This is a genomic window from Sphingomicrobium sediminis (genome assembly GCF_023805295.1).
Taxonomy (GTDB): domain Bacteria; phylum Pseudomonadota; class Alphaproteobacteria; order Sphingomonadales; family Sphingomonadaceae; genus Sphingomicrobium; species Sphingomicrobium sediminis.
This window is the reverse complement of record NZ_JAMSHT010000001.1, coordinates 937,281-959,810: the sequence shown is the minus strand read 5'-3', so window position 1 is coordinate 959,810 and position 22,530 is coordinate 937,281. Positions and strand designations below refer to the sequence as shown.

The window sequence follows — 22,530 nt, the reverse complement described above, 5'->3', positions numbered from 1 at the left end:
GAGCCATGAGTTTCGCCTGGGCAAAGCCTTACGAACCCAAGACGCAGCTGGGCCACTGGATCGACCAGCGCCTGCCGCTGCCGCGCATGATCTATGGTGCCGTCGGTGGCGGTTATCCCGTCCCGCGCAACCTCAACTATGCATGGAACTTCGGCGTCCTCGCCGGTGTCTTCCTGATGATCCAGATCGTCACCGGCATCGTGCTGGCGATGTGGTACAATTCGGGCATCGAGACGGCCTTCGCCTCGACCGAGCACATCATGCGCGACGTCAATGCGGGCTGGTTCCTCCGCTACGCCCACGCCAATGGCGCGAGCTTCTTCTTCATCGTGGTCTATATCCACATCTTCCGCGGGCTCTTTTACGGTTCCTACAAGGCGCCGCGCGAACTCGTCTGGATGCTCGGCCTCGTCGTCTACCTCCTCATGATGGCCACCGCCTTCATGGGCTACGTGCTTCCCTGGGGGCAGATGAGCTATTGGGGGGCGCAGGTTATCACCGGCTTCTTCTCGGCCTTCCCGGTCGTAGGCGAGCCGCTGCGTGTCTGGCTGCTGGGCGGCTATGCGCCCGACCAGGCTGCGCTGACCCGCTTCTTCTCGCTTCACTATCTGATGCCGTTCGTTATCGCCGGCGTGGTCATCCTGAAGACCTGGGCGTTGCACATTCCGGGTTCGTCGAACCCGACTGGCGTCGATGTGAAGACCGAAAAGGACACGCTGCCGTTCCACCCGTTCTACACGGCAAAGGATGGCTGGTTCGTGCTCGCCTTCCTCATGGTCTACGTGGCGGTCACCTTCTTCCTGCCGAACGCGCTGGGTCACCCCGATAACTATATCGAGGCCAACCCGCTCGCGACGCCGGCGCACATCGTCCCCGAATGGTATTTCTGGCCGTTCTACGCGATCCTGCGCGCCTTTACCGTCGACTTCATCCTGCCCGCGAAGCTGTGGGGCGTGCTGGCGATGTTCGCATCGATCCTGCTGCTCTTCTTCCTGCCGTGGCTGGACCGTTCGCCGGTGCGCTCGGGTCACTATCGCCCGCTGTTCAAGGTCTTCTTCATGATCTTCATCGCCGACATCATCCTTCTCGGGATTTGCGGCGTGATGCCGGCCGAACAGCCGTGGGTGTTCCTCAGCCAGATCGGGACGCTCTATTATTTCGCCCACTTCCTCATCATCCTCCCGCTCATCTCGAAGCTGGAGAAGCCGCTGCCGCTGCCGGACTCGATCTCGAAGTCGGTGCTGCATGGCGAGGAAGCGGAAAGCGCGCCCTACGGGCTCGCCAAGGCTTAAGACAAAGGACACGGACGAACGAACATGGGTGAACTCATCAAATTCCTGGGTGTCCGCTTCTTCGGCGCGATGATCGGCCTGGTCTTCATCCTGGTCCTGGCCATCGCCATGATCACGGACCTGACCAGCTACTTCAGTGATCCGCCCGAAAAGGGTGCGGAATATGCGCTCCACAAGGAGCCGCTGGACATCAGCTTCGCCTCGGACGGCGTCTTCGGCCGCTATGACAATGCGCAGCTGCAGCGCGGCTTCCAGGTCTACACCGAAGTCTGCTCGAGCTGTCACGGCATGGAATATGTCGCATTCCGCAACCTCGAGGATATCGGCTACACCGCCGATCAGGTGAAGGTTATCGCGTCGCGTTGGCAGGTGCCGGCGATCAACGAGCAAACCGGCGAAGCGACGCTACGCGACGCAGTGCCGACCGATCGTATCCCGAGCCCTTATGCGAATGAAGTTGCCGGTCGCGCCGCCAACAACAACGCCTATCCGCCCGACCTCAGCCTAATCGCGAAGAACCGCGAAGGTGGTGCGCAGTATCTCTACTCGCTGCTGGTCGGCTATCAGGATCCCTACATCGGTTACGATGAAGATCCCGCCGAGCTCGAAGCCAAGTATCCGGGTGTCGCGCCGGGGCCGGGTCTGTATCACAACCCGTATTTCCCCAACCTCAACCTGGCGATGCCGTCGCCCATCTCGGTCGATGGTCTTATCACCTATACCGACGAGACGGTCGAGCCGACCAAGGAGCAGATGGCCGAGGACGTCACTGCCTTCCTGATCTGGGCGGCCGAGCCCAAGGCGGACACGCGCAAGAATGCGGGCCTCGCGGTCCTCATCTTCCTCGCCTTCGCCACCGTGCTTGCTTATCTGAGCTATCGCCAGATCTGGGCGGACGCTAAGCGCAAGGTCGCGCCGAAGGGTCCGCTGGATCCCGAGCATATGGCCGAGCGTGAAGAGGCCAAGGACGAAGCGGCTGAACATGGCCGCGGGGTGAAGGGCTAAGGCCCCACCAGTCCGGCTAAACAGAAAAGGCCCGGCGGAGACGATCCGCCGGGCCTTTTTCGTTTGGGTTGCCGCGTGCTTTTAGTCGGCGCTCGGCCGCCTCAGCATCAGCATTTCGCTCTCGAAGCTCATCACCAGAACCCCATCCTGGTTGTGGACATCGGTGCGCGAGCGGAAGCTGCCCATGCCGGGTTTGGACTTGGAGTAGCGTTTCGACAGGATCTCTCCTGTCACGGTCAGTTTGTCGCCAGCGTAAACGGGCTTGAGGAAGCGCAGATTGTCGACGCCCGGCGATCCGAGGCCCGCCGCCTGATGCGCCATGAACCAGTCGACCATGACGCGCATGGTCATGGCCGCCGTGTGCCAGCCCGAAGCCGCAAGCTTGCCGAAATAGGTCTGTGCAGCCGCCTCGTCCGATAGGTGAAAGGGCTGCGGGTCGTAGCGCGTCGCGAAGGCGATCATTTCATCGCGATCGGTCGTGACCGAGCCGAACTCGTTGACCTGTCCGACCTCGATATCGTCGAGAAAGAGCACGCTAGACGTTGAACTTGAAGAGCATCACGTCGCCGTCGGTGACGACATATTCCTTGCCTTCCTGGCGCAGCTTGCCGGCATCGCGTGCGGCCGCTTCGCCGCCAAGCGTGACATAGTCATCATAGCCGATCGTCTCCGCACGGATGAAGCCGCGCTCGAAGTCGGTGTGGATCTCGCCGGCCGCCTGCGGCGCCTTGGCGCCTTTGGCGACGGTCCAGGCCCGCGCTTCCTTGGGGCCCGCGGTGAAGAAGGTGTGCAGGTTGAGAAGGTCGTAACCGGCGCGAATGATGCGGTTGAGGCCGGTTTCCTCGAGGCCCATTTCCTTCAGGAATTCCAGCCGCTCCTCCATATCCATGCCGACCATGTCGGCCTCGATCGCGGCGGATACGATGACAGCTTCGGCGCCTTCAGCCTCGGCCTTTTCGAACACACGCGCCGAATAGTCGTTGCCGGTCGCAGCATCGTCCTCGTTGACGTTGCAGACATATAGGACGGGCTTGGCGGTCAAGAGCTGCGCCTGCGCAAAATGCTTGGCCTCTTCCTCGTCATTGATGTCGGTGAGGCGCGCGGGCTTGCCGTCGCGCAGCAGGTCGAGGGCCTTGCCGAGCACGCTGGCCATGATCTTGGCGTCCTTGTCGCCGCCCGTGGCGCGTTTCTGTGCATTGGGCACGCGCTTCTCTAGGCTTTCGAGGTCGGCGAGCAGCAATTCGGTTTCGACCACTTCGGCATCGGCGATCGGGTCGACATGGTTGGAGACGTGCTGGATATCATCATCTTCGAAACAGCGCAGAACGTGGACGATAGCGTCCACCTCGCGGATGTTGGCGAGGAACTGGTTGCCAAGGCCTTCGCCCTTGGACGCGCCCTTCACCAGGCCGGCAATGTCGACGAAGGCGAGCTGGGTCGGGATGACCTTGGCCGACTTGGCGATCTCGGCAATCTTGTCGAGGCGGCTATCGGGCACCGACACCTGCCCGACATTGGGCTCGATGGTGCAGAAGGGATAGTTGGCCGCCTGCGCCGCCTGCGTCTCGGTCAGTGCGTTGAAAAGGGTGGACTTGCCGACATTGGGCAGTCCGACGATGCCGCATTTGAAACCCATGAAAAACTCCGTTCGCCCCGGCATTTCGGGGGGCTGTTCTTAGCTTGCCGCTGCGTTAGAGAAAGTGGTCTGTTTCTACAAGCTTGGGAGCGAGCGGGCGTGAGCGAAACCACCGAGATCAAATCGCCTTTTCCCGAAGGAACGAGCGCGGGCAAGGCGCTGGCGATGCTGGTCCTGCCGCAAGGCGTGCTGGTGGCGCTGGCATTCTTTGCCGAGCGAGTGACCGGCGTCGATCCGCTCGAGCGCTTCTCGTTCGAACAGCAGGCGGCCCTTATCGGGATCGTCGCGGCCATCACGATCATCCTGCTCGTCTATGCCAATCGCTTCCTGATGCCCAAGCTGTGGGCCGAATTGGACCGCCAGGCCCACGCCATTTTCGGCGCCGCGCCGTTCAAGCTGACATGGCCGATCGTCCTCCTCCTGAGCGCAGTTGCCGGGATTGCCGAGGAAATCGTCTTTCGCGGGGCGCTGCAGGGTTGGCTGGACACGCTCATGCCGCTCTGGCTGGCCATCATCCTGCAGGCCGTCATCTTCGCAGCGCTCCACCCGGTCAGCCGCGCCTACATGGCCTATGTCCTGCTGATCGGCATCGTGCTCGGCGCGCTATATGCGTGGAGCGGCAATTTGCTGGCACCGATGATCGCCCATTTCGCCTATGACGTCTGGGCACTCAGACGGCTCTATCGCCAGCCTGTGCCGGCCTCAGGCGAAGTTGAAGCTGACGCTTAGTCGGTCTTCTTCGCCGTGATGCGGGCGGACTTCGTGGCGCAGGAAGCTTTCCCAAAGGAGCAGGGTGCCGCGTTCTGGCGCGATGTCGACATGGGTGCGCAAATGCTCCGAGACGTCGCCTTCGCGTAGCGGCGCGGCCATCATCATCGGCAGGCGCGGATCCTCGAAGCGGATCGTGCCCGCGCCGTCGGGGACGTCGACATAGAGCGTGCCCGAAAGCACGCTATGCGGATGGATGTGCGCGGCGTGATGGGCGCCCGGATGCATGAGGTTGACCCAGATGCTGTCCAATTTGGGCTTGTGGTCCCAGGCCAATTCCTTGGCGAACGCGCGCGCCTGCTTGGTCAGCCATTTGGCGAGATCGGCAAAGACCGGATCGCGTTGCGGCAGATCGTCGAGCGAGGCGTAGCTTGTATAGCCGTAATAGTCCTTCTCCTCGCACCATTGCTGTCCGGCGCCATCGGCTTCGGCCAGGTAACGGATCGATCGGGCCAGCTCGTCGAGCATGTCGGAATCGTCGAGGCGCTGCTGGTAGAGCGGCGATGCGAAGAGGAGTCGTGTGGTCATGCCCCAAGCGAAAACCCCCTTTTCGGTTGAAAGGTCAAGGTTCGCGCCGCATTAAGGTCGAAACTTGCATGAAAAGGGGGACCCCGATGGGGCACAAGATCGTCAACGTCCGCAGCCTGTTTCCTACGCCGCTGGCCGTCATCCGTATCGAGGATCATGAGCGCATCAACGCCGAGCTGATGAAGGAAATCGCCGCGCGTCGCGAGAAGGAGCAGGGGATCATCCGCTCCAACCGAGAAGGCTGGCATTCGGGACTGGACTTCTTCCAGCGCAAGGAGCCGGCCCATCGCGAGCTTGCCCAGGCGATCATGAAAGCAGTCGCTGCGCTAACCCGCCGGATGGGCGGCAAGGCAACCGATTACGAAAATCTCCGCCTCGAATGCGATGGCTGGGTCAATGTGAACCCGGAGGGCGGCTACAATACGCCGCACGATCATCCGGGCAGCTTCTGGTCGGGCGCCTATTACGTCTCGGTCCCGGACAAATCGGCTGACAAGAACCCCAATTCGGGCGCGATCGAGTTTATCGATCATCGCAGCGCGCCGGCGGGGCAGGGGCTGGTCAAGGCGCCGAGCCTGGCGGGCATCCAGACCTTCCATCCCAATGCCGGCACGTTGCTGGTCTTCCCCTCGGGCGCCAAGCATTGGGTCCATCCCAATACGAGCGAGGAAGATCGCGTAACCATCGCCTTCAATGCGCGCGTGACAATGAACGTCCAGAAGATGCGCCAGGCGATGGCCGATCGCCAAAAGCAGGTCGTGAAGGGCACTGGTGCCGCCGCAACCAAGGCCGGTGCGGCGAAGAAACCGGCAGCGGTCAAGAAAGCCGCGACCAAGAAGGCGCCAGCGAAGAAGAAGGCGGCGGCTAAGAAGACTGCCTGAGCGCGACGTCATTCATGAAGCGCGGCCCGTCGCCATCGGCTAGCCATTCGGCTTCCGAGGCGATGACGCCAAGCATGTGGATCAGGTCGTCCATCTCTGCCTTGGCATAGTTGCCGAGAACGTGGCCGGTCACGCGGTCCTTGTGGCCGGGATGGCCGATGCCGATGCGCACGCGGCGGAAATCGGGGCCGAGATGCTGGTTGATGCTCCTGAGGCCGTTATGCCCGGCGAGCCCACCGCCGTCGCGGACTTTCACTTTCATCGGCGCGAGATCGAGTTCGTCATGAAAGACGGTGAGATCGTCAGCGTCGAGCTTGTAGAAATCGAGCGCCGCGCGGACGGACTCCCCGCTCTTGTTCATGAAGGTCTGGGGCTTGAGCAGGATGACCTTTTCCCGCCCGATGCGGCCTTCGCGGACGATGCCCTTGAACTGCTTCTTCTCGGGCGAGAATCCATAGGTCTCGGCAATGGTGTCCAGCGCCATGAAGCCGACATTGTGCCGGTGAAGTCGATATTTCTCGCCCGGATTGCCGAGCCCCGCCCAGATCTGCATGCCGCTTCCCTAACGCAAAAGAAAACCGCCGCCCACCCGATAGGATGAGCGGCGGCTTGAAGATGTCCGCAGGAATGCGATGCTTATTCGGCGTCGCCGCCTTCGGCATCGTCCTTCTGCTCGGTGGCCGGGACCTCGTCCGCTGCGACCTCTTCACCCTCTTCATCGGTCTCTTCTTCTTCAACCTTCTGGACGCGCGGCGCGACCATGGTGAGGATCGTGAAGTCGCGATCGATGACCGACTTGGCGCCTTCGGGCAGCTCTACGTCGGACAGGTGAATCGAGTCGCCGATTTCCATGCCATCGAGGCTGACCACGACTTCGTCCGGAATGGCGGTCGCGTCGACCGACAGTTCCAGTTCGTGGCGCACGATGTTGAGCACGCCGCCAGCCTTCTTGCCGGGCGATGCTTCTTCATCGGTGATGCGGATCGGGATGTTGACCTGGACGGTCGCACCCTTCGACAGGCGGAAGAAGTCGACGTGGATCGGGCGGCTCGTGACGGGGTGGAACTGCACGTCCTTGGGCAGGGTGCGGTGCTTGTCACCGTCGACGCTCACCTCGACGATCGAGTTCATGAAATGCCCCGTCTGGAGCATCTTGGTGAGTTCTTTTTCCTCGACATGAATGCCGATGGGATCTTTCTTCGCGCCGTAGATTACGGCGGGGACCCGACCTTCGTTACGCAGGGCACGGGAGGCTCCCTTGCCAGCCCGTTCGCGCATCTCGGCGGGCAGCGTCAGCTGATCGCTCATGTGCTTCTTCTCCAATGATTTTTCATTTGCTCCGCCACGCCTCCAGGGATGACCATGACGGGAACCGGCGCGCTCTAGGGGAAAGAGTGCGCTTTGGCAAGCATTTGCGGGAGGTGCTGCGCCCTATTGCAGGCGTTCGAGCGTATAGCCCGCAGCGGCCAGATAATCGGGCACCGATTTCTCACCCCACATATGGCCCGCGCCGACCGCGACGAACACCGTTCCAGGTCGGTCAAGTCGGCGTTCAAGCCAGTCCACCCAGTTACGATTGCGCTCGAACAACAGATATTCGAGGAACTGCGCATTGAAGCCTTCCATCAACGCGATTTCCTCTTCGCTGGCCTCGATGGTTTCCTCGACCTGATATTCTTCCATCTCGACGGTGAGATCGAGGCTCTCGCCGGCGATCCAGGTGTCGACCATGGTCTGAAATTCGTCCTGCGCGGATTCCTCGGCTTCCTCGACCATCGAGGCTTCGATCACGCCCTGCAGCCAGAGCTCCTGATATTCGGGATCGAGACGGTCGAAGATGCCGATCTGGAACGTGAAAGTCTCGAGTTGGCCGATCCGCTTGCCCATGTTCTTGAAGCTACGCTGGAGGCTGTCCTCGGCACCCGGGCCGCGTTCGATCTCCTCGACATTCTCGGCGAGGAACATGGCGACGGCCCAATTTTCGAGGCCGTCATAGAAAGGCGCGGGCAATTCGCCCTTGGCGATCAGCGCGTCGAGCGCCTCATGCAGCTTCGGGTCGATGCGATCCTTCAGCTTGGGAAGTGTCGGATCATAGGCGATCTCGGCCATGGCACCGAGCATGTGGAAGGGGTTCTCCGGTACGAGCGTCTCGATGACGAGCGCATCGGATTCCGCAATTTTCTCGTCAATTAGATCGGTGCGCCATTGCTGACCCCACGGCAGGACATGAATGGTGCCGAAAAGGTAGATGGTGGTGTCCTCATCAGCGAGCTTCCACAAAGCGGGCCCGTTGAAATCGGCCTCTTCTGAAGCCTCATCCTGATAGACGTTCACCGGCGGCGCCGTATTCACGATGATGGGGGGCGGCACGACGGGCGCTTCATCCTGCGCAAACGCCGGCGCGGCGAGCGAGAAGGAGGCGGCAATGCCGAGCAGGGAAGAGGGGATACGCATCAGGAAAACCTTCAGATAAGCCGTTGATTCATCAGGCACGATGCCACGCAAGTCGCGGCGATGCGAGACCCGATTTGGGACAGGTTTGGTGGCCTAGTTCAGGCGCTGGACGCTGTGCCCGTCGGCCGACACCATCCGCACGAGGCTGTCGGGTCCGGCGAGGTGGCCTGCACCGACTGCGATCATGATCGTGCCGGGCTGGTCGAGCCGCGCATCGATCCAGTCGGCCCACTTCGCGTTGCGACGCGTGAGGATGGCCTCGCGCAGTTCGCTGCCGGGGGCCATGCCGTCATTGAAGGTCATCGCGATGGCATCGACGTCGCCGCGCGTCCATGCCGCAAGCATGTCGCTGAACTGTGCCTTTGTTTCCTCCGGGGATTCGAGCGTCGAGGCGAGAAAAGCGCGCTGCGTGGCCTCGCTCATGCCGTCGAGATAGGAGAGCTGCTCGACATTGGTCTCGAGCTGGCCGAGCGGCTTGTTCGCCGCTTCGAAGGCTGCGCGCAGGTCGACCTCGACCCCGGCATCCGACGACAGGCCGAGATCGGCCATCTGGAAGCTGAAGAAGGTAAGGCCGGCGGCCCAGCTTTCCATCGCGTTGAAGGCAGTGACCGGATACCCGCTCTGTGCGATCCGTGCTTCGAGGCGAGGGCGGTACGTCGGCGGCACGCGGCTGAGGATCGGCGGCAGGCCGGGGCTGATGCCCAATTCTTGGATCGCCATGGTCAGCTCGGCAGGCTTGTCGGGATCGATCAGCGTTTCGAGGATCAGCTCCTGGCTGTTGGCGATTGCCGTATCGATGAGCGGCGTGCGCCATTCATAGTCGGCGGGCAGCAGGTGGAACGTGCCGAGCAGGTAGATGGCCGTGTCCTCGTCGCTCACCAGCCAGATTGCAGGGTCGACGCGATCGGTCGTGTCGGCTGCGGATACGGGCGGCGCGATCGAGACTGCAGCGCTGCTATCATAGGGTTCGACATTGCTACCGGTGGACGAACATGCGCCGAGCGTCAGCGCGATGGCGGTTCCGGCGAGTGCGGCGATACGGGTCATCAAACACCTTCCTGTCCTGTCGACACGAAAAAGGGCGCCCCCAAAGCGGGAGCGCCCTCCTCATGCCAGGTTGGCTCGCATCATGCCTAGTTGGCGCGGCGCGAGGCAATCCCCTTTTCTTCAAGCTGCACCTGGACGCTGTCGTCACCGGCGAGGTGGCCAGTGCCGACCGCCATGAAGACGGTGCCAGGCTCGGCGAGGCGATCTTCGATCCAGTCGGCCCAGGTGATGTTCCGGTTGGTGAAGATGATGTCGTAGGCCTCTTCGCTCTCATCGTTCATTTCATCGAGCATCGACTTGAAGCCGACTTCATCACCGGTTTTCCAAGCCTCGAGCATTGCGTTGAGGAATTCGGGCGTCTCCCCGAAATCGGCGAGCATCTGATCGAGCTGCTTGGCCTGTTCCTCTTCCGATTGGCCGGCAAACAGCATCGAAAACTGGAACTCGGGGGTTTCGAGCGCCGAGACAGGTTTTCCGTCCTGCTCCGCCTCGGCGATGATCAGCTTGTCGATGCCGAGTTCCGTGGAGAAACCCATAGCCGGCAGGAACGCGGCCAACAGGTTGGTGCTGGCAAAGGCCGGCGTGAACGCATCGAGTGCATTGGCGGGCGCGCCCAGCGAGGTCAGGATCTCGCCCAGTTTGGTCTGGCCTTCTTCGGAGAGTTCGGCCGTGAGCGGGGTGTCATTCTTCGACAGCGCATATTGCATGATGATCGGCTGGAGTTCGGCCGGATCTTCGGGGAGAACCGCTTCGACGACGACTTCATCCGACGCGTCATAGGCAACGCGGACCTCGTCATTGAACCAGTCGACGCCCGCCTTCATCACGTGGAAGGTGCCGAACAGGTAGATGGTCGTATCCTCATCCTCGACCACCCACAGCGCCGGATCGGCATCGACGGCCTCCTGGGCGAGGGCAGGGGTGGCGCCGGCAACGGCGAAGGCTGCGAGCGGGGCGAGGGCGAGACGCGAAATGGTGGATTTCAGACGCAACTTGGGCATGATATTTCCTTTCAGGTTATAAATTTGTGTCGTTATTGCAGTGAGTTAGCGGAACCTGTGCCAGGCGTAGCCGATCAGGCTGACGATGAACATGGTGCCGAATACGGCCTCGTGCTGAGGCTCGATCAGGAAGCCGCCTTTCCAGAGGGTGTACCAGACGGGATAGGCGATGATGACGAGGAAGAAGGCGATCTCGAAGCCGAAGCGCTGGTGCGCCAGCTCGTAATCGTCCGCGCCTTTTTGTGCGTACCACAGCAAGGGCGGCAGTGCGGCGAGGAAGAAGATGCTGATGGCCAGGCTCACCTTGGGCGACCATTCGCTGTTCGGATCGAAGATCGAGCCGTCGGAACCGATGGCGAGCGACGCGCCGACGATGAGGCCGATGAGGAAACCGCCGAATATGAGCCGCATGGTGGCCTTTTCGCGGGCCTTCAATTTGGCTTCGCCGGGGGTGAGGTTGTTGGTGTCGGTCATGATGATATCGGTCCCGGAAACTAGCGGTTGAGGATCTTGCGGCCGACATAGGCGGCCATGGCGACGAAGACGGTGGCGATATAGAGCGGCCAATGTTCGATCGGTCCGACCACGCCGGCATCGTGGAGCACCCACCAGGCCGGCTGCGCGCCGAGATAGAAATAGAGGCCGATCAGGCTGCCCCACAGATTGTCGGCGACTTCGAGCTCGTCGACGGTGCGGAAGAAATAGGCGCTGATCCAGGTGTAGAAGGCGGCGCAGCAGACCAAGAAGACGATCAGCGCGATCGGGCTGCCAATGCCGTCGGAAAAGCCGGTGAAGAAGCCAGCAAAGAAGGCCGACAGGAAGCCCGCCAGCGCGAACCCTGCCATCATCTTCCAGAAGCGGCGGCGGCGTTTCGCCTCGCGCTGCTCGCCGGTCAGGTTCTCATCACGCTTCGTCATCGAAAATTTCCTCGATGGGTTTGTTGAACAGGCGAGCAATCTTGAAGGCTAGAGGCAGCGACGGATCGTGCTTGCCGGTCTCGATCGCATTGACCGCCTGACGCGAGACGTCGAGACGTCCCGCCAGCTCGGCCTGGCTCCAGCCATTGATCGCACGCAGGACTTTGAGGTCGTTCTTCATGAGCGAGGTCATCCGGCTATTGCACTCGATAGGTTGGTGAGCCCGTCCGCCACGCCAACCATGAAAACGATCAGGATCAGGATGGCGAGGGCGTTGGCGACGCGCTGTGCGGGCGGGGCGAGCATGATCAGAAGATCAGCGCGCCAAAAGCGAAAGCGACGATGGCCGTCCACATCAATTCGCGGTCCGCATCGTTCTGCGGCGAAAAGATGCGCTTGATGACGCTATCGATCTGCTGATCGCTGTTCTTGGGGTCTTCATTAGTCACGTTTGCGTTCCCTTTTGTCAGGTTGTGCTGACAATATGTCGCGATTCGCTGACTATGTCAAGAACTCCTGACAAAAAGTCGCCATGACCTTCCTTTTTGGGAGGAAAGCGTGACTTCTTCTCTCATTGCTTGACCCGTGCGGCCACCTTCGCCAAAGCCCAAGCCATCATGCTGAGCTTCCAAGACCTTATCCTGCGCCTGCACGCCTATTGGGGTGCGCAGGGCTGCGCGATTCTCCAGCCCTATGACATGGAAATGGGGGCAGGGACCTTCCATCCGGCGACGACGCTGCGCGCGCTGGGGCCCAAGCCCTGGGCCGCCGCCTACGTTCAGCCGTGCCGCCGCCCGACCGACGGGCGCTATGGCGAAAATCCGAACCGTCTCGGCCACTATTACCAGTATCAGGTGATGCTGAAGCCGAGTCCGGAGAATTTGCAGGACCTCTATCTTGGCAGCCTCCGCGAGATCGATGTCGATCCGCTGAAACACGATATCCGCTTTGTCGAGGATGACTGGGAAAGCCCGACTTTGGGCGCCTGGGGCCTCGGCTGGGAAGTGTGGTGCGACGGGATGGAAGTGACCCAGTTCACCTATTTCCAGCAGGTCGGCGGTTTCGACTGCAAGCCGGTCGCGGGCGAGCTCACCTACGGGCTCGAGCGCCTCGCCATGTACATTCAGGGCGTCGACAATGTGTTCGACCTCGCCTTCAACAATCACGGCATGACCTATCGCGACGTCTTCCTCGAAAATGAGAAGCAGATGTCGAAATACCATTTCGAAGTGGCCGACACCGAAATGCTGTTCGACCTGTTCAAGAAGGCTGCGGGCGAGGCGGAGAACTGCCTCAACAACGCCTTGCCGCTGGCGGCCTATGAGCAGGCCATCAAGGCCAGCCACATCTTCAATACGCTGCAGGCGAGGGGGGTGATCTCGGTCGCCGAGCGCCAGGCCTATATCGGCCGCGTGCGCGATCTCGCGAAGGGCGCCTGTGCCGCCTGGCTGACGCATGAAGAGGAGACGGCCAATGGCTGATTTCCTGCTCGAACTCTTCTCCGAGGAAATTCCGGCGCGCATGCAGGCCAAGGCCCGCGCCGACCTCGAGCGTCTGTTCGCCGCGCAGCTCGCCAATGCGGGTCTCAAGGCTGACAGCATCACGACCTATTCGACCCCGCGCCGTCTTGCGCTGATCGCAATCGGACTGCCGGCCGAAACCGAAGCGGTGCGCGAGGAAACCAAGGGGCCGCCGACGGCTGCGCCCGACCAGGCGATCGAAGGCTTCCTGCGCAAGGTGGGCCTGAGCCGCGACGAATTGGAAGTGCGCGACCTCAAGGGACGCGATACTTACTTCGCCGTAATCGACAAGCCGGGTCGACCGACCGCCGATATCCTCGGCCCCGCAATCACCGCGATCATTCGCGACTTTCCGTGGCCCAAGTCGATGCGCTGGGGCAAAGCCTCGGCGTCGAGCGAGAGCTTGCGCTGGGTCCGCCCGCTGCATCGCATCGTCGCGATGCTGGGCGGCGATGTGGTGCCGGTTGAGATTGAGGGCGTTGGTTGCGGCGCCGCTAGCCTCGGCCACCGCTTCCATCATCCGGGCGAGATCACCTTCGCCGGTGCGTCCGACTATGTCGAAAAGCTGCGTATGGCGCATGTGCTGGTCGACCATGAGGAGCGCGAGGGCATCGTCCGCGACGGCGCCAAGAAGCTTGCCGCCGAAGCCGGCTATGACCTCATCGAGGACGAAGGGCTCGTCATCGAGAATTCGGGGCTGACCGAATGGCCGGTGCCGCTTCTCGGTCGCTTCGACCCCGACTTTCTCGACGTGCCGCCCGAGGTCATCCAGAAGACCGCGCGCGCCGACCAGAAATATTTCGTGATGACCGACGGCGAGAAGCTCGCGCCCGCCTTCGTCTGCACCGCGAACCTCGAAAGCAGCGATCCGCAGGCGGTCATCGAAGGCAACCAGAAGGTGCTCGCCGCGCGTCTCAGCGATGCGCGCTTCTTCTGGGAAAACGACCTCAAGGTGCCGCTAGAAAGCCTCGGCGACCAGCTGGCCGATATCGTCTTCCACGAAAAGCTCGGCACCGTCGCCGACAAGGTCGATCGCGTCGCCAGGCTGGCGCGCTGGCTGGCCGAAGAGAAGATCGTCGACGCCGACCCCGATACGGTCGAGCGCGCCGCGCGCCTGTCGAAGAACGACCTCGTCACCGAACTGGTCGGCGAATATGGCGAATTGCAGGGCCTAATCGGCGGCTACCTCGCCCACGCGCAGGGCGAAAGTGACGAAATCGCCGATGCCATCCGCGACCATTACAAGCCGGTCGGGCAGGGGGATGACGTCCCCACTGCGCCCGTGACGGTGGCGGTGAGTTTAGCGGACAAGCTGGATAGCCTCCGCGCCTTTTTCGGTATTGATGAAAAGCCGACCGGGTCCAAGGATCCGTTTGCGCTGCGTCGGTCTGCGCTCGGAGCGATCCGTCTCATCGAGGAGAATGATCTGCGCCTCTCGGTTGCCGAGGGCGACCTGCTCGACTTCTTCGCTGACCGCCTCAAGGTCCAGCAGAAGGAGGCAGGTGTCCGTCACGACCTCATCGACGCGGTATTTGCGCTCGAAGGCGAAGACGATCTCGTCCGCATCCTGTCGCGCGTGAAGGCGCTGCAGGCGTTTGTTGAGACCGATGCCGGGACCGACTTGCTGGCCGCTTACAAGCGCGCGTCGAACATCCTCAAGAAGGAAGGCGTCGAGGGCTCGGGGTCGATTCCAGGCACGCTCGAACAGACTGGCGAGGAAGATCCGCTGGCGTTGGTGGGTGAGAGCGCGGCGTTCGATCGTGCAGTCGCCGAGTGGGACCACGAGACCTTGCAGGGCGAAGAGGCCGCTCTGGCCGACGCGCTCGTGAAGGCAGGGCCGGTTACGACGCAGGCGCTCAATGACGAGGAATTCACTGCAGCAATGGCGGCGCTCGCCTCGCTACGCGGGCCGATCGATGCCTTCTTCGAGGAAGTGATGGTCGTCGCCGACGATGCGGACGTAAAGGCGCGCCGCCTCGGCCTGCTCGCGCGTTTCCGCAGCCTGGTCGACGGGGCCGCCGACTTCTCGAAAATCGAAGGTTAGACCGCCGGGTCTTCCTTGCCCTGGCCCTTGAGCGCAGCGGCGCGCAGGCTGTCCTGTTCGCGCCATTCCGTTTCGGCTGCCTTATAGTCTGCTTCGACCTGCTCGCGGCGCAGCTTCTCGGCCTTGTAGCGTTCCTTCCACTTGCGCCCGCCGCCGGCCATCAGGAAGCCGCCGATGAGCACGCCCATCAGGAAGATGAGGCCGATCGAGATCCACTGGTCCTGGCTGAATTCGAGCATGTGAAATATCCCCTGCTTTTGTCATCGAACAGGCTGGGGCGCCGCGCGGTTCCCGTCAAACGAAAACGAGAGCGCAGCATGGAGATACCGTATCCGGTTGCATCAAGAAGCCGGATATGAAAACCGCCGCCACCCCTAAGGATGACGGCGGTTCCTTCCCCCCACCAGGGAAGCCTTCTTGATCGTCGCGACTAGCCGTTGATGAAGCTGTCGGAGATCGAACAGGCGGCCGGACCCAGGATGACCACGAACAGGGTCGGCAGAATGAAGAGGATGAGCGGCACGGTCATGATCGCCGGGAGACGCGCGGCCTTTTCTTCGGCGCGCATCATGCGCTCGTTACGGAATTCGGCCGAGAGGACGCGCAGCGCGCTGGCCAGCGGGGTGCCGTATTTCTCGGTCTGGATCATCGTCGTCACGACGCCGCGGACGGCTTCGAGATCAACGCGATAGGCGAGGTTCTCGAACGCGTTGCGACGCTCGTTGAGGAAGCCCAGCTCGATCGCGGTCAGGCCGAATTCGTCGCCCAGCTCGGGATAGGCCTTGCCCAGTTCCTTGCTGACGCGGCTGAATGCGGCGTCGACGGTGAGACCGGCTTCGGCGCAGATGACCAACAGGTCGAGTGCGTCGGGCAGGCCCTTCTGGATCGCCTTGGAGCGCTTGTCGACCTTGTTTTTGAGCCAGATGTCCGGCGCCTTGTACGAACCGAAGACGGTCAGCGCGAGGGCGCCATATTTCTTGATCGCGCTCCATTCGGGGAAATAGTCCACGACATAGATCATCACGACCGCGAACAGGCCGAGCACGACCGGCAGCACGAAGCGTGCGAAAATGATGAAGTAGGCCAGTTCCTTGGAACGGATACCGGCCTGGCCGAGACGCTTTTGGGTCGCCTCGAGCTGGTCGGTCTGGACCATCTTGAACTGGGTCAGCAGGTTGCGGACATTGTCCGCCGCCTTGTTCTTCTTCGTCAGCGGCTTGCGCTTGTTGGTCGAGGCAACGATGCCGGCCTTCAACTGCTCGCGGCGAGCATTGAGGGCCTTCACGCGCTTGGCCATCGGATCCTTGGCCGTCGTCGCCGCATAGATGGCGGTGAGCACGGCCAGGACGGCGACCGCCGACAACAGGGTTGCAACCCAGACGACGTCGATACCGAGGAGGGTGGGACCGGTAGCTTCCATGGTTCTGCCTTTCCTCGCTCTAGATTTCGAAGCTGACCATCTTGGCCATGATGCCGACGCCAATCGACATCCAGACCAGACCGCCGATACCGGCGATGATCAGACGTTCGTCCTGAAAGAAGCCCAACATGTAGGGCGGGTTGATCACCATGATCAGCGCGAACACGATGAAGGGCAGCGAGCCGACGATCCAGGCCGAGGCCTTGGATTCCGAGCTCATCGCACGGATCTTGAGCTTCATCTGGGAGCGCTTGCGGAGCACGTCGGCGAGGTTCGACAAGGTCTCCGCAAGGTTACCACCGGTTTCGCGCTGGATCGCCAACGTGATCACGAAAAACTGGAATTCGGGCGTCTCGAGGCGGTCTGCCGTATCCTGAAGCGCCGATTCCATCGTCTTGCCCACCTTCATCTTGTCGGCGACGATCTTGAACTCGTCCGCGACGGGACCCTTGATCTCGTTGGCGACGATGGCGAGCGTTTCCGTGATCGGAAGACCCGAGCGCAGGCCGCGCACCATGAGTTCGATGGCGTCGGGGAAATTGGCGGTGAAGGTGTTGATCCGCTTCTTGATCATGCGGCTGACGGCCATATGCGGCAGGCCGATGCCGACCAGCAGGCCGACCATGATGGCCAGCAGGAACGGGAAGCCCTGCAGCATGAGCAATGCGGCAACGACGCCGAAGATGACGGCGTTGATGATGGCGTAGCGGCCCAGCTCGATATTCTTACCGGTACGCTTGAGGCGGGCCTGCATGAGGGCAGGGCGCGGGACCAGGGTCGCCGCAAAGCTGTCGGCGCGGTTCTTGCGCTTCTCCATCAGCTTGCGGATCTGAGCCTGCGCATTGGCCTGCGTCGCGCCGCCCGGCGAATGACGCTCGCGCAGCACTTCGACGCGGCGCTTGAGGGCCTTCTGGGGGCTCGGCCCCTGGAAAGCGAAATATGCAAGCGCGCCGGCACCGAGGAGACCGACAATCATCAGGACGAGCAGCATGGGCGTGGACCCCTTCTAAACGTAGATGCGAGGGGGGCGGTTGTCTCAACCGGTTGCCCGCACCCCCCGCGGACTTGACTTGGCCTTAGGCTGCTTCGGCTTTGGGCTTCTGCAGCATGTTCTTGAGGCCATCCATGATCGAGGCCTTCGAACCGCCTTCGGTGGTCGGCATTTCGGCGCCGTCCTCGCTGGCGTGGCTCAGGACCATGTTCGACAGCTTTGCGAACGGCTGGGCGAGCTTGCCGGTCGCGATTTCCGCAAGCGGCTTGCCGAGCTTGGCAGCTTGGGCCGCCGCCTTCGGATCGGCCGGGAAGACGATGTCGACATCGCGTTCGATCGACTGTTCGAAATCCTTGCGGCTGATTTCCAGCGCACCGCCCGAGGGCACGGCGTTGGCAGCAACGATCACCTTGGTCTGCGGCGCGTTGGACTTGAGCCAGGCGAGCAGGCGGATGGTGTCGCGGGTCGCGGCCAGCGTCAGCTCAGAGACCACCACCGCGACATGGGCGTCATGGACCATGTGCGGATACTGGATGAGCATGTGGCGCGGCGTGTCGATGACCGTCGATTCGAAGGCATTCTTCATTTCTTCCTGGAGTTGGAAGAAGGCAGTGCCGTCGGTGATCATCGGCTGCGAGATGGGCGCTTCGGCCGAGAGGACCGAAAGCTTCTCGTTGGCACGGACCATGGCGCGTTCGATGAACAGGCCGTCGATACGCGACGGGTTCTCGATGGCGTCGGTGAGACCGCGGCCAGGCTCGAGGTCAAGCGCCAGCGCGCCGGTGCCGAAATGGATGTCGAGATCGAGGAGGGCCGTCGAACGGTTGGCCTTCTCGCCCAGCATCCAGGCAAGGCTGGTAGCGATGGTCGAGGCGCCGACGCCGCCACGCACGCCGATGACGGCGCTCATGACATGCGGCTTTTCGGCCTGGGCTTCACCACGCGGACCCGACAGGATCGACTGCGCCTGGGCGAAGGTTTCGCGCAGTTGGTCGACCGTGAACGGCTTCAGCAGGTAATCGTGGATGCCGCTCGCGGTAAGGTCGCGATAGAGGCGGACATCGTTGACCTGGCCGGCGGCGATGACGATCGTGCCCGGCTCGCAGACTTCGGCGAGCGAGTTGATGTCATTGAGCGGGTCGGCCGATTCCGACAGGTCGACGAACAGCACGTTCGGGCTGGCCGAGACCGAGAGCGACTGGACTGCATTGCGCAGGCCGCCTTTGTTGACCTTGTCCGGCGACCAGCCATGCTCGACCGCCACGGGGCGGAGCATGTCTGCAGTTTCTTCGTCGCAGACGAAAGCGGTGAAAGGCTCACGCAAACCGGCGCGTGCTTGGAAAGGCGCGTTCATTACTGCCCTCCTGCTTCTTGAGTGTTGACTTTTTCGAGCCCGTCGCGGCCCGTCTGGGGCTGTTCGCGATAGGTCTGGACAGCACGGGCGGCAGCACGGCTGTCGGTGACACCGGTGCCGGCACGGCCGTAGACCAGGTCATTCGGGTTCGCGACCATGGCAGCCAGCGCCCCGTTCACGCCGCAGCCGTAACCGGGCATGGCGACATTCTGGGGGTTGGGCTGCGAACGGCCGTCGAAGTTCGGGCAGTTCGGCACGCTGGCGACCGCACGACCGACAACCACGCGGACCGCGCCCGGGGGGACGGCACCGGCAGTGATCGGGGCACCGTCGCTGAGCAGCAGGCCATAGCGGCTGGCCACGCCGGCGACATCGTCGCGGGCTGCAGCGGCAAGCGGACCGTCGACATAGACGACGTCGCCATATTGCAGGCCGAGCGAGGCGAACCAGGCGTTGAGACGATCGGCTTCGCTGGTCGGCAGGTTGCCGCCGGGCGCGGCCACGTCATAGGCGTAGACACTCTGGCTGACGACCGGAACGTTGACCGGGGCGAGGCCCGCGGCGTCCTGGCGGCCTTCGTACATCGAGCCTGCACAGCCGGCCAAAGCGGCGCTTGCGGCGCAGAGGAGGATGAGCTTCTTGGTCATGTTGCTGTTTCCCTTCTTGACCGCTTAGAGGCTGAAACCGGGCTGCGGAGCTGCAGCTGCGGGGGCCTGCTGGGTGCCGCCGACGCGGGCGTCAGGGACGACCCCTTCGGGACCCGACACGCCGACATAGCTCTGGCCTTCCAGCACGCGTTCGACATCGTTGGGATGGCGATAGCCATCGGTCGGTAGCGGCAGGCGGCCCGAAACCGGCTTCACGAGATAGGGCGTCACGATGATGACCAGTTCGGTCTCATTGCGACGGAAGCTCGTCGAGCGGAACAGCGCACCAAGGATCGGAAGGTCGCCGAGCAGCGGGGTCTTCTCGATATTGTTGGTGCCCGTCTGACGCAGCAGGCCGGCAATCATGAAGCTCTGGCCCGAACCCAGTTCGACGGTGGTTTCCGCGCGGCGGGTAACCAGCGCCGGAACGTCGAAACCATTGAGGCGGATGGCGCCTTCCTGGCTCAGTTCGGAAACTTCCGGGCGGACGCGCATCGAGATGCGGCCGTCGGCGAGCACGATCGGGGTGAAGGCAAGGCCGACACCGTAGCTCTTATATTCGATCGAGACAGCGCCGAGCGTCTGGCTGATCGGAACCGGGAATTCACCACCGGCAAGGAAGCTTGCGGTTTCGCCAGAGAGCGCGGTGAGGTTCGGTTCGGCGAGCGTGGTGACAAGACCATCGGTCTCGGCCAGCTCGAGCGCACCGACCAGGTCGAGGCCGAACAGGCTGCCAGCGCCGCGCAGGGTGGCACCCAGCGGACCGCGGATGACCGAACCGTCATTGTTGACGGCCGAACCCTGCGAGATACCGAACTGGAAACCGTCCGTATTATCGGCGGTCGACAGCAGGTTCACACCGATATTCTTGATCAGCGTGCGGTTCACCTCGGCGATCTTCACCTTGAGGTTGACCTGCAGCGGGGTCGCCTGACGCAGGCGGCTCACCACTTCAAGGCCGTCACCGACATAGGCACGAACGAGGCGTTCGGCTTCTTCGGCATCGTTCGGCGATTCAACCGTACCAGTCAGGAGAACCAGATTGTTCATCGGCGTGGCGCGGATATTGGCTTCCGGCATCGCCAGGGTGAGCATCTGGTCGACGGACCCGATATTATTGCCGACCTGGATCTTCGCGGCATAGATGACCTGGCCGCCGGCACCGGTGGCATAGATGGTCGTCTCACCGAAATTCTCACCGAAGATGTAGATCTGGCGGTTCGAGCGAACGGTCACATCGGCGATCGTTTCATCAGCGATGAAGACGTCGGTGATGGTGCCGGGCAGGCGGACCAAGGTCCCCGTGCCCTGGCTGAGCGTCAGCGTTTCGTCGGGCTGGACGGCGGCCGACTGCGCAAGGGCAGGGGTCGCGGCGACCATCGGAGCGAGGGTCAGGGCAGCGGCAGCCACCGTGACACGGATCGTGTTCTTCAAGGTCTTCATCTTAGCGGCTCCCTACCGGAACGATGCTGACAACATTGCCACGAGCGACACGGACCGTCGGACCGGCGGGCACCGCATTGGCAGCCGCGGCCTGGACATTATTGTTGTTCGCGCCGTACGCATCAGGCTTCTTGACCGGGGCCATGCTCGAGCGCTGGAAGCGCGAAACCTGGCCACCCGTCGTATAGGTGGTGTTGGTGTCGATCGGACGGTTCGCGACCTGCAGCAGGATGCGACGTTCGTCAGCCGGGGTCGCGCCTTCGGGCACTTCCACTTCGCCAGCGGCAACCGCACGTTCGAGCTCCGACTGATTGTCGGCGATCGAGCGCAGCACCAGGCTCAGCGTCCCCACATTCTGCGACACCTGGATCTTCTCGGCGATTTTCGGGGTGACTTCGAAGGTCACCATCGAGAAGCCGGTCACGACCTGCTTGCCCTCTTCGTCCTTGGCGTCGAGACGCTGGTCGGTGGCGAGAACGCGCAGGTTGCGAATGATCGTTTCCGAGGCCTGCAGCGGCGGACCGTCATCGGTCGCAGCGACATTCTGGGTGAGGATCATGTCCACACGGTCGCCCGGGAAGATGAAGCCGGCAGCGCCGCGCGTCACTTCGATCGGCACCGTGATGGCGCGCATGCCCGGGCCGAGAGCCGCAGCGAGGAAGCCGCGATCATCGGGACCGACAAGGCTACCACGCGTGATCGGCTGACCGGCGGTGATCTGCGAACGGACGACCGTCCCGATCAGCGCGCTCGGATCCGAGTCGGCATCCTCTTCGGTATAGTAGGCATTCTGGACCAGTTCTTCGGGCCAGGCCTGATAAGTCAGGGCCTCGGCGTCGATGAGGGTGCCAACCGGCAGCGCTTTACGCGCAACCAACACCTTCGGACCGGTCGGGACAGCAGCGGCTTCCGCCTCCACGGCACCGGCACCCGAGAACATATTCTTGGCCATGACGGCGGTAACCACCGCGATGACCAGAGCTCCAACGAGCAGCATGAGTTTCTTTGCGTTCATGGCGAAATCGCCTCCCCCAAGTGGGCCTATTCAACTGTGCCTAGTGATCAGGCAAAATGGTTAAGAAAGCGTTGGGTGAGTAACCACAACACGCCGATGGCGATCGCGACCCCGTAAGGAACCTCGGCTTTCTCAGGTTTTTTGCGGATTTTGTGGTTGACGGCGACCAAGATGGACAGGGCCCCGCCCGCCAGCGACATGATGACCAGGAACTTCAAGGTGCCGGCCCAGGTGAACCAAAGCGCCAGTGCGGTGGCGAGCTTCACGTCGCCGCCGCCCATCACTCCCATGTTGAACATGACCAGCAGCAGCAGGAAGACGATCGCAGCGACGCCGATGCGGATTGCCGCATCGGGCCACAGGTCGACGCCCGCGGACCACCAGTAGAGCGGCGCGGCCACGGCCACGAGCCCGACGATCCAGTTCTCGATCGTGTAGGTCTGGATGTCGCGAATGGCCATGTAGACCATCAGCAAGCCCAGCCCGCCCAAGAGGATGAAGGTAAAATCCATGTTCATCATGATGCAGGGTCTAGACGGCAGGACTTTCCAAACCGTAACCAAGCCC

At 62.4% G+C, this 22,530-nt stretch carries 26 protein-coding genes; 6 read left to right on the top strand and 20 right to left on the bottom strand.

The genetic code is table 11. From position 1 onward, the window contains the following. Nucleotides 1–5 precede the first annotated feature (5 nt). Nucleotides 6–1,292, top strand: coding sequence for a cytochrome b (locus tag NDO55_RS04825; protein WP_252112940.1), 1,287 nt, complete (start codon nt 6–8; stop codon nt 1,290–1,292). Nucleotides 1,293–1,316: 24 nt separating this feature from the next. Continuing rightward, a complete protein-coding gene (locus NDO55_RS04820; RefSeq protein WP_252112938.1) occupies nt 1,317–2,297 on the top strand; it encodes a cytochrome c1 in 981 nt (326 codons plus the stop codon). An 81-nt stretch (nt 2,298–2,378) separates the two neighbouring features. Here the strand turns inward: NDO55_RS04820 and NDO55_RS04815 are convergent, their stop codons facing one another. Both NDO55_RS04815 and ychF read right to left on the bottom strand, forming a co-directional pair. Beyond that, the gene (locus NDO55_RS04815; protein ID WP_252112936.1) at nt 2,379–2,831 is read right to left on the bottom strand and encodes a MaoC family dehydratase; all 453 of its coding nucleotides are present in this window, start codon (nt 2,829–2,831) and stop codon (nt 2,379–2,381) included. Nucleotide 2,832: 1 nt separating this feature from the next. Next, nucleotides 2,833–3,933: a redox-regulated ATPase YchF gene (ychF, locus tag NDO55_RS04810; RefSeq protein ID WP_252112934.1), complete on the bottom strand. Its 1,101-nt coding sequence runs from the start codon at nt 3,931–3,933 to the stop codon at nt 2,833–2,835. Nucleotides 3,934–4,032: 99 nt separating this feature from the next. Between ychF and NDO55_RS12065 the strand changes: the two genes are divergently transcribed. After that, complete coding sequence (locus NDO55_RS12065) at nt 4,033–4,662, top strand: CPBP family intramembrane glutamic endopeptidase (RefSeq protein ID WP_252112932.1); 630 nt, start codon at nt 4,033–4,035, stop codon at nt 4,660–4,662. Here the strand turns inward: NDO55_RS12065 and NDO55_RS04800 are convergent. Further along, nucleotides 4,636–5,229: a TIGR02466 family protein gene (locus NDO55_RS04800; RefSeq protein ID WP_252112930.1), complete on the bottom strand. Its 594-nt coding sequence runs from the start codon at nt 5,227–5,229 to the stop codon at nt 4,636–4,638. The two genes, NDO55_RS12065 and NDO55_RS04800, sit on opposite strands and share 27 nt — an antisense overlap. 86 nt (nt 5,230–5,315) lie before the next feature. On the opposite strand from NDO55_RS04800, the gene NDO55_RS04795 reads away from it, so the two are divergent. After that, nucleotides 5,316–6,110 carry a TIGR02466 family protein gene (locus NDO55_RS04795; protein ID WP_252112928.1) on the top strand — a complete coding sequence of 265 codons (795 nt, stop codon included), beginning with the start codon at nt 5,316–5,318 and terminating at the stop codon, nt 6,108–6,110. Here the strand turns inward: NDO55_RS04795 and pth are convergent. The 9 genes from pth to NDO55_RS04750 form a co-directional block, all read right to left on the bottom strand. Next, nucleotides 6,094–6,663 (bottom strand): aminoacyl-tRNA hydrolase, encoded by a 570-nt coding sequence (gene pth, locus NDO55_RS04790; protein ID WP_252112926.1) that lies wholly within the window; start codon nt 6,661–6,663, stop codon nt 6,094–6,096. The two genes, NDO55_RS04795 and pth, sit on opposite strands and share 17 nt — an antisense overlap. Before the next feature lie 83 nt (nt 6,664–6,746). Next, nucleotides 6,747–7,418: a 50S ribosomal protein L25/general stress protein Ctc gene (locus NDO55_RS04785; protein WP_252112924.1), complete on the bottom strand. Its 672-nt coding sequence runs from the start codon at nt 7,416–7,418 to the stop codon at nt 6,747–6,749. A 123-nt stretch (nt 7,419–7,541) separates the two neighbouring features. After that, the gene (locus tag NDO55_RS04780) at nt 7,542–8,564 is read right to left on the bottom strand and encodes a TraB/GumN family protein (RefSeq protein ID WP_252112922.1); all 1,023 of its coding nucleotides are present in this window, start codon (nt 8,562–8,564) and stop codon (nt 7,542–7,544) included. A gap of 93 nt (nt 8,565–8,657) precedes the next feature. Next, on the bottom strand, nt 8,658–9,611 hold the full coding sequence (locus NDO55_RS04775; protein WP_252112920.1) for a TraB/GumN family protein: 954 nt from the start codon (nt 9,609–9,611) through the stop codon (nt 8,658–8,660). Nucleotides 9,612–9,697: 86 nt separating this feature from the next. After that, on the bottom strand, nt 9,698–10,612 hold the full coding sequence (locus NDO55_RS04770) for a TraB/GumN family protein (protein WP_252112918.1): 915 nt from the start codon (nt 10,610–10,612) through the stop codon (nt 9,698–9,700). A 45-nt stretch (nt 10,613–10,657) separates the two neighbouring features. Further along, on the bottom strand, nt 10,658–11,086 hold the full coding sequence (locus NDO55_RS04765) for a cation diffusion facilitator family transporter (RefSeq protein WP_252112916.1): 429 nt from the start codon (nt 11,084–11,086) through the stop codon (nt 10,658–10,660). 20 nt (nt 11,087–11,106) lie between these two features. Next, nucleotides 11,107–11,529 (bottom strand): hypothetical protein, encoded by a 423-nt coding sequence (locus NDO55_RS04760; RefSeq protein ID WP_252112914.1) that lies wholly within the window; start codon nt 11,527–11,529, stop codon nt 11,107–11,109. Continuing rightward, nucleotides 11,516–11,710, bottom strand: coding sequence for a helix-turn-helix transcriptional regulator (locus NDO55_RS04755; protein ID WP_252115538.1), 195 nt, complete (start codon nt 11,708–11,710; stop codon nt 11,516–11,518). The genes NDO55_RS04760 and NDO55_RS04755 overlap by 14 nt, the downstream gene beginning before the upstream one ends. 127 nt (nt 11,711–11,837) lie before the next feature. Then, entirely contained in the window at nt 11,838–11,978 is a 141-nt protein-coding gene (locus tag NDO55_RS04750) for a hypothetical protein (protein ID WP_252112912.1), read from the bottom strand. Nucleotides 11,979–12,146: 168 nt separating this feature from the next. Here NDO55_RS04750 and NDO55_RS04745 point away from each other — a divergent pair, with 168 nt between their 5' ends. Continuing rightward, nucleotides 12,147–13,010, top strand: coding sequence for a glycine--tRNA ligase subunit alpha (locus NDO55_RS04745; RefSeq protein ID WP_252112910.1), 864 nt, complete (start codon nt 12,147–12,149; stop codon nt 13,008–13,010). Then, nucleotides 13,003–15,093, top strand: coding sequence for a glycine--tRNA ligase subunit beta (glyS, locus tag NDO55_RS04740; RefSeq protein WP_252112908.1), 2,091 nt, complete (start codon nt 13,003–13,005; stop codon nt 15,091–15,093). The genes NDO55_RS04745 and glyS overlap by 8 nt, the downstream gene beginning before the upstream one ends. On the opposite strand, the gene NDO55_RS04735 is transcribed toward glyS, so the two are convergent. The 8 genes from NDO55_RS04735 to NDO55_RS04700 form a co-directional block, all read right to left on the bottom strand. Then, complete coding sequence (locus tag NDO55_RS04735; RefSeq protein ID WP_252112906.1) at nt 15,090–15,332, bottom strand: hypothetical protein; 243 nt, start codon at nt 15,330–15,332, stop codon at nt 15,090–15,092. The genes glyS and NDO55_RS04735 overlap by 4 nt on opposite strands. Nucleotides 15,333–15,523: 191 nt before the next feature. Then, nucleotides 15,524–16,513: a type II secretion system F family protein gene (locus tag NDO55_RS04730; protein WP_252112904.1), complete on the bottom strand. Its 990-nt coding sequence runs from the start codon at nt 16,511–16,513 to the stop codon at nt 15,524–15,526. Nucleotides 16,514–16,532: 19 nt separating this feature from the next. Continuing rightward, nucleotides 16,533–17,504, bottom strand: coding sequence for a type II secretion system F family protein (locus tag NDO55_RS04725; protein ID WP_252112902.1), 972 nt, complete (start codon nt 17,502–17,504; stop codon nt 16,533–16,535). Between the two features lie 85 nt (nt 17,505–17,589). Further along, nucleotides 17,590–18,858, bottom strand: coding sequence for a pilus assembly protein CpaE (locus NDO55_RS04720; RefSeq protein ID WP_252112900.1), 1,269 nt, complete (start codon nt 18,856–18,858; stop codon nt 17,590–17,592). Next, nucleotides 18,858–19,505, bottom strand: a complete 648-nt coding sequence (locus NDO55_RS04715; RefSeq protein ID WP_252112898.1) for a CpaD family pilus assembly lipoprotein — start codon at nt 19,503–19,505, stop codon at nt 18,858–18,860. The genes NDO55_RS04720 and NDO55_RS04715 overlap by 1 nt, the downstream gene beginning before the upstream one ends. A gap of 24 nt (nt 19,506–19,529) precedes the next feature. Further along, the gene (locus tag NDO55_RS04710; RefSeq protein ID WP_252112896.1) at nt 19,530–20,948 is read right to left on the bottom strand and encodes a type II and III secretion system protein family protein; all 1,419 of its coding nucleotides are present in this window, start codon (nt 20,946–20,948) and stop codon (nt 19,530–19,532) included. Between the two features lies 1 nt (nt 20,949). Then, nucleotides 20,950–21,963 carry a Flp pilus assembly protein CpaB gene (gene cpaB, locus NDO55_RS04705; RefSeq protein ID WP_252112894.1) on the bottom strand — a complete coding sequence of 338 codons (1,014 nt, stop codon included), beginning with the start codon at nt 21,961–21,963 and terminating at the stop codon, nt 20,950–20,952. A 47-nt stretch (nt 21,964–22,010) separates the two neighbouring features. Continuing rightward, nucleotides 22,011–22,475, bottom strand: coding sequence for an A24 family peptidase (locus NDO55_RS04700; protein WP_252112892.1), 465 nt, complete (start codon nt 22,473–22,475; stop codon nt 22,011–22,013). Nucleotides 22,476–22,530 lie beyond the last annotated feature (55 nt).

Coding starts and splice junctions, on each gene's coding strand:
- NDO55_RS04825 (WP_252112940.1), top strand. CDS start 6: ATGAGTTTCGCCTGGGCAAAGCCTTACGAACCCAAGACGCAGCTGGGC.
- NDO55_RS04820 (WP_252112938.1), top strand. CDS start 1,317: ATGGGTGAACTCATCAAATTCCTGGGTGTCCGCTTCTTCGGCGCGATG.
- ychF (WP_252112934.1), bottom strand. CDS start 3,933: ATGGGTTTCAAATGCGGCATCGTCGGACTGCCCAATGTCGGCAAGTCC.
- NDO55_RS04800 (WP_252112930.1), bottom strand. CDS start 5,229: ATGACCACACGACTCCTCTTCGCATCGCCGCTCTACCAGCAGCGCCTC.
- NDO55_RS04795 (WP_252112928.1), top strand. CDS start 5,316: ATGGGGCACAAGATCGTCAACGTCCGCAGCCTGTTTCCTACGCCGCTG.
- pth (WP_252112926.1), bottom strand. CDS start 6,663: ATGCAGATCTGGGCGGGGCTCGGCAATCCGGGCGAGAAATATCGACTT.
- NDO55_RS04785 (WP_252112924.1), bottom strand. CDS start 7,418: ATGAGCGATCAGCTGACGCTGCCCGCCGAGATGCGCGAACGGGCTGGC.
- NDO55_RS04780 (WP_252112922.1), bottom strand. CDS start 8,564: ATGCGTATCCCCTCTTCCCTGCTCGGCATTGCCGCCTCCTTCTCGCTC.
- NDO55_RS04775 (WP_252112920.1), bottom strand. CDS start 9,611: ATGACCCGTATCGCCGCACTCGCCGGAACCGCCATCGCGCTGACGCTC.
- NDO55_RS04770 (WP_252112918.1), bottom strand. CDS start 10,612: ATGCCCAAGTTGCGTCTGAAATCCACCATTTCGCGTCTCGCCCTCGCC.
- NDO55_RS04765 (WP_252112916.1), bottom strand. CDS start 11,086: ATGACCGACACCAACAACCTCACCCCCGGCGAAGCCAAATTGAAGGCC.
- NDO55_RS04760 (WP_252112914.1), bottom strand. CDS start 11,529: ATGACGAAGCGTGATGAGAACCTGACCGGCGAGCAGCGCGAGGCGAAA.
- NDO55_RS04755 (WP_252115538.1), bottom strand. CDS start 11,710: ATGAAGAACGACCTCAAAGTCCTGCGTGCGATCAATGGCTGGAGCCAG.
- NDO55_RS04745 (WP_252112910.1), top strand. CDS start 12,147: ATGCTGAGCTTCCAAGACCTTATCCTGCGCCTGCACGCCTATTGGGGT.
- glyS (WP_252112908.1), top strand. CDS start 13,003: ATGGCTGATTTCCTGCTCGAACTCTTCTCCGAGGAAATTCCGGCGCGC.
- NDO55_RS04735 (WP_252112906.1), bottom strand. CDS start 15,332: ATGCTCGAATTCAGCCAGGACCAGTGGATCTCGATCGGCCTCATCTTC.
- NDO55_RS04730 (WP_252112904.1), bottom strand. CDS start 16,513: ATGGAAGCTACCGGTCCCACCCTCCTCGGTATCGACGTCGTCTGGGTT.
- NDO55_RS04725 (WP_252112902.1), bottom strand. CDS start 17,504: ATGCTGCTCGTCCTGATGATTGTCGGTCTCCTCGGTGCCGGCGCGCTT.
- NDO55_RS04720 (WP_252112900.1), bottom strand. CDS start 18,858: ATGAACGCGCCTTTCCAAGCACGCGCCGGTTTGCGTGAGCCTTTCACC.
- NDO55_RS04715 (WP_252112898.1), bottom strand. CDS start 19,505: ATGACCAAGAAGCTCATCCTCCTCTGCGCCGCAAGCGCCGCTTTGGCC.
- NDO55_RS04710 (WP_252112896.1), bottom strand. CDS start 20,948: ATGAAGACCTTGAAGAACACGATCCGTGTCACGGTGGCTGCCGCTGCC.
- cpaB (WP_252112894.1), bottom strand. CDS start 21,963: ATGAACGCAAAGAAACTCATGCTGCTCGTTGGAGCTCTGGTCATCGCG.
- NDO55_RS04700 (WP_252112892.1), bottom strand. CDS start 22,475: ATGGATTTTACCTTCATCCTCTTGGGCGGGCTGGGCTTGCTGATGGTC.